General features: G+C 59.0%; 1 protein-coding gene. It reads left to right on the top strand.

What is annotated here, in order from left to right; translation table 11 throughout:
- The coding region (locus B3520_RS10345; protein ID WP_286875986.1) for an endo-1,4-beta-xylanase at positions 1-724 on the top strand (724 nt) is incomplete at both ends.

Raw genomic sequence — 724 nt, 5'->3', positions numbered from 1 at the left:
TGAAGGTCAGCCGGTCGAGGGTGCCGAGGTGGCGGTCGAGATGACCCGCCATGCCTATCACTTTGGCTCGGTGACCGTCGGCCACATTCTCATGGGCGAGGGCGAAGATAACGAAATCTACCGGGAAAAGGTGCTGGAACTGTTCAATCAGAGCGGCCCGGAAAATGACCTGAAATGGGCGCCCTGGGCGGGCGAGTGGGGTGAAGACTTCAGCCAGCAGACCACCATCGATGCGCTTCAGTGGCTCAAGGATAACGACTTTTACACCCGGGGCCACGTCATGGTATGGCCGTCCAAGCGCAACCTGCCCAACCTGATTCAGGAGTACCTGCCGGAAGGTGAGCCGGAAAACGCCGATCCGGAAGCAAAGCAGATCGTCCTCGATCATATCGACGATATCGCCAGTGCCACGGCGAATGTGTTGGATGAGTGGGATGTGCTCAACGAACCCTATGACAACCACTACCTGATGGACGCCTTTGGCGACGAGGTGATGGTCGACTGGTTTGAACGGGCGCGCCTGAACCTGGCCCACCACAAGCTCTACATCAACGATTACTCCATTCTGTCCGGCGGTGGACGCGACGCCGCCCATCAGGATCACTACCAGCAGACCATCCAGTATCTGGTTGATCAGGAAGCGCCCATCGACGGCATCGGTATGCAGGGCCACTTTGGTCCCTCGCCCACCGCCATTCCCCGGGTACTGGAAATCCTGGACCGC

Source organism: Marinimicrobium sp. UBA4509 (assembly GCF_002388575.1).
GTDB classification, from domain to species: Bacteria; Pseudomonadota; Gammaproteobacteria; order Pseudomonadales; family Cellvibrionaceae; genus Marinimicrobium; species Marinimicrobium koreense.
This window is presented reverse-complemented; position numbering and strand designations above follow the sequence as displayed.